We start from the raw sequence: 1,059 nt of genomic DNA, 5'->3' as shown, positions 1-1,059 counted from the left end.
CGACGACCTGCTCTCCGGCGCCGGTCTGCGGATCACCGAGGGCGTGGCCATCTCGCTGCCGCTGGTGGGCACGTACATCACGTTCTTCCTGTTCGGCGGGGAGTTCCCGGGGCACGACGTCATCTCCCGGTTCTACTCGCTGCACATCCTGCTCATCCCCGGCATCATCCTGGCGCTCGTGTCGGCCCACATGGTGCTCATGTGGGTGCAGAAGCACACCCAGATGCCGGGCAAGGGCCGCAACAACCACAACGTGGTGGGCGCGCCGTTCTATCCGGCCTTCATGGCCAAGGCGGGCGCGTTCTTCCTGTTCACGTTCGCGGTGACCGCCGGTCTGGCGACGTTCGCCCAGATCAACCCGATCTGGATCTTCGGTCCGTACACACCAGCGGACGTCTCGGCCGGTTCGCAGCCCGACTGGTACATGGGCTTCCTCGAAGGCGCCCTGCGCATCATGCCGGCCTGGGAGATCAACATGTTCGGCACGGCCCACGCGGGCACGCTGCCGCTGAGCGTGATCATCCCGGCGCTGGTGCCGATGGGCATCATCATGACGGGCCTCGCGCTCTACCCGTTCCTCGAACAGTGGGTGACGGGCGACCGGCGCGAACACCACGTCGCCGACCGCCCGCGCAACAACCCGCACCGCACCTCGATCGGCATGTCCGCCATCACGTTCTACGGCGTGCTCTGGCTGCTCGGCGCCAATGACGAGATCTCGGCGTTCTTCCACGTCAACCTCAACTGGACGACGTACTCCGGCCGCGTGCTGGTGTTCCTCGGCCCGGCGCTGGCCTACATGATCACCTACCGGATCTGCCTCGGCCTGCAGCGCCAGGACTCCGGGGTCATCTCGCACGGCGTCGAGTCGGGCGTGATCAAGAGGCTGCCGCACGGCGAGTTCATCGAGGTCCACACGGCTCCGGCGGACGACCTCGAGGCCCACGTGCGGGGCAAGGAGGCCGTGCTCACGCTGCCGGTCGAGGAGGACCGCGCGGGCATCCCGCCCAAGGGCATGCGCGGCCCGCTCGGCAAGCTGCGCGGGCGCATGTCCAAGGC

At 67.8% G+C, this 1,059-nt stretch carries 1 protein-coding gene; it reads left to right on the top strand.

Translation table 11 applies throughout. From position 1 onward, the window contains the following. Nucleotides 1-1,059, top strand: a 1,059-nt coding sequence (locus tag DAT37_RS03945; RefSeq protein WP_198654080.1) for a cytochrome b, incomplete at both ends; no start/stop codon positions are given.

It is taken from the genome of Nocardia aurea, from assembly GCF_003123685.1.
Classification (GTDB): domain Bacteria; phylum Actinomycetota; class Actinomycetes; order Mycobacteriales; family Mycobacteriaceae; genus Nocardia; species Nocardia aurea.
Note: the sequence above shows the minus strand (reverse complement) of the source record. Positions and strands in the feature narration are given on the sequence as shown.